The organism is Verrucomicrobiota bacterium (assembly GCA_037139415.1).
GTDB lineage: Bacteria > Verrucomicrobiota > Verrucomicrobiia > Limisphaerales > Fontisphaeraceae > JBAXGN01.
This window is the reverse complement of record JBAXGN010000360.1, coordinates 1-2,349: the sequence shown is the minus strand read 5'-3', so window position 1 is coordinate 2,349 and position 2,349 is coordinate 1. Positions and strand designations below refer to the sequence as shown.

Annotated in this window: 3 protein-coding genes; 2 read left to right on the top strand and 1 reads right to left on the bottom strand. The window is 54.9% G+C overall.

From position 1 onward, the window contains the following. The first annotated feature begins 223 nt into the window (after positions 1–223). Together WCO56_29645 and WCO56_29640 are read left to right on the top strand one after the other, a co-directional pair. Positions 224–433, top strand: a complete 210-nt coding sequence (locus WCO56_29645) for a hypothetical protein (GenBank protein MEI7733766.1) — start codon at positions 224–226, stop codon at positions 431–433. Positions 434–549: 116 nt separating this feature from the next. After that, entirely contained in the window at positions 550–1,182 is a 633-nt protein-coding gene (locus tag WCO56_29640; GenBank protein MEI7733765.1) for a prepilin-type N-terminal cleavage/methylation domain-containing protein, read from the top strand. A 49-nt stretch (positions 1,183–1,231) separates the two neighbouring features. Here the strand turns inward: WCO56_29640 and gmd are convergent, their stop codons facing one another. Beyond that, the gene (gmd, locus tag WCO56_29635; GenBank protein ID MEI7733764.1) at positions 1,232–2,245 is read right to left on the bottom strand and encodes a GDP-mannose 4,6-dehydratase; all 1,014 of its coding nucleotides are present in this window, start codon (positions 2,243–2,245) and stop codon (positions 1,232–1,234) included. Positions 2,246–2,349 lie beyond the last annotated feature (104 nt).

Below are 2,349 nucleotides of genomic sequence, written 5' to 3'. Positions count from 1 at the left end.
ACCAAACGGGCGCAGCGTCAAAAAATACCCAAAAAAACTTAACGAAGTAGAATTAATACCAGAACCAATCGCGTAACTACCTGTCAATAAACCACATCCAAAATGAATTTTTTACTGGAATAGGACGTCTAATTCTGTTAGACATTTGTTCTGTGTTCACTCGACTGGCGTTAAAGGCTGTGTGGCCCTTGCCATGCGGGTGGGGACAAATGAAAGAACATATATGAAGAAAATCATTATTGCGTTATCGTTGGTGGTGTGCGCTGCGGCGCTGATGGCCGGTGAAGGCAAAAAGAAAGCCTGCGGTTGCTGCGAAGCCACTGTGGACGCGGGCAAGGCCTGCACCAAGTGCGAATGCTGCAAGAAGGCCGCCGAAGAAGGCAAAGTTTGTGCCAAATGCCATCCGGCCAAGAAGGAAAAGAAACAGAATTAATATTCTCCTTTCTCAACCAAGGCCGGCTGAATCCTCAGTCGGCCTTTTTCTTTTCCAGGTAAAACACCGCGTGCGTGAATATTCCCCCCGGCCGGGCGTCTCAAGGAGAGGTACACATGCGGACAACCGACCGACAACGCGCCTTTACTCTGATTGAATTGCTGGTGGTGATCGCCATTATCGCCTTGCTTGCCGGTATGTTGCTGCCCGCGCTGGCCAAGGCAAAAATCAAGGCCAAGACCATCCTGTGTACCAATAACTGCCGGCAATTGGGCCTGGCGATGCAAATGTACGGCGATGACAACGAGGATTTGCTGCCCGCCGCCCATGGCACCATCGCGTGGGGCGCCACCAACCCGCCCGCCTGGTGCTATCCACTCCGCGACTACTTTTACACCACCAACGTCATGCGTTGCCCGGAGATGTGCCTGATGTATAACCGTTCTGCCTTCAACTATTTCATGGGCTCGCGCGAAGTCTATCTGACCACTGGCAACGCGGGCAGCGTCAACCTCAGCCGACTCAAACTGCCTTCCTCATACCTGCTTTCCGGCGATTCCAATTACCCCTTTGACGCTCAGGATGCCGATCAGGATAATTATTCCCAGGACACCTTGTTCGGGGAACCGTCCCCGGTCCACAGCCAGCGTGTCAATGTGCTGTTTGCCGATTTCCACGTCCGCTCCTATCGCAATTGGGATCCGAAAGACATGACCTATTCGTTTGACCTGCCGGGCGTGGGTTTCTGAAACCACGGCCAGACATCCCAACCTCAATCGGTTGGCAAAACGAATTGGGTCAGGACACCACTTTGGACCGGCCGGCCTGATGATCCGCCAAAAGCTGGATATCCGCGTCCACCATCAACTTGGCCAACCCGGCGAATTTGGTGGTCGCTTCCCATCCCAATTTCTGCTTGGCTTTGCTGCAATCACCGATGAGCAAGTCCACCTCGGAGGGGCGCGTATAGCGTTCGTCGAATTCCACGTATTGCTTCCAATCCATCCCGGCGTGGGCAAACGCCAGTTCCAGAAATTCCCGCACGCTATGGGTTTCCCCGGTGGCAATGACGTAATCATCCGCCTGCTCCTGCTGCAACATCATCCACATGGCCTCCACGTACTCCTTGGCATACCCCCAGTCGCGTTTCGCGTCCAAATTGCCCATGAACAACTTCTGCTGCAAACCGGCCTTGATATGCGCCACGGCCCGGGTGATTTTGCGGGTCACAAACGTTTCGCCGCGCCGGGGCGATTCATGATTGAACAAAATGCCGTTGCTCGCGTGCATTCCATACGACTCCCGATAATTCACCGTGATCCAATACGCGTACACCTTGGCGCAGGCATAGGGGGAGCGCGGATAAAACGGGGTTGCCTCGGTCTGGGGCACCTCGCGCACCTTGCCGTACATTTCGCTCGAGGACGCCTGGTAAAAGCGCGCTGGCACCCCGGTTTCACGCATGGCTTCGAGCAGTCGTACCGCGCCGGTCGCGGTGATGTCCGTGGTATATTCCGGGCTGTCGAAGCTCACGCGCACATGACTTTGGGCCGCCAGGTTATACACTTCATCGGGTGCGATTTTGCCGATCAGCCGGGCCAGTGCGCTGGCGTCGCTCAAATCGCCATAATGCAGAAAGAACTGGGACTCGGCGACATGCGGATCCGTATAAATGCCATTCAGCCGGCCCGTATTAAAAGTGCTGGCCCGGCGGATAATGCCGTGGACTTCATACCCTTTGGAAAGCAGAAACTCTGCCAGATACGAACCATCCTGGCCGGTGACTCCTGTGATCAATGCGCGCTTTTGCATGGCGCAGAATGTTGCTCAAACCGTCTGCCATGGCAAGCCCGGAATTGCCCGGGTGTGTGACCGGAGAGTAACTTTGTTCAAGCGGCGATTTGGAGTTTGAGGTA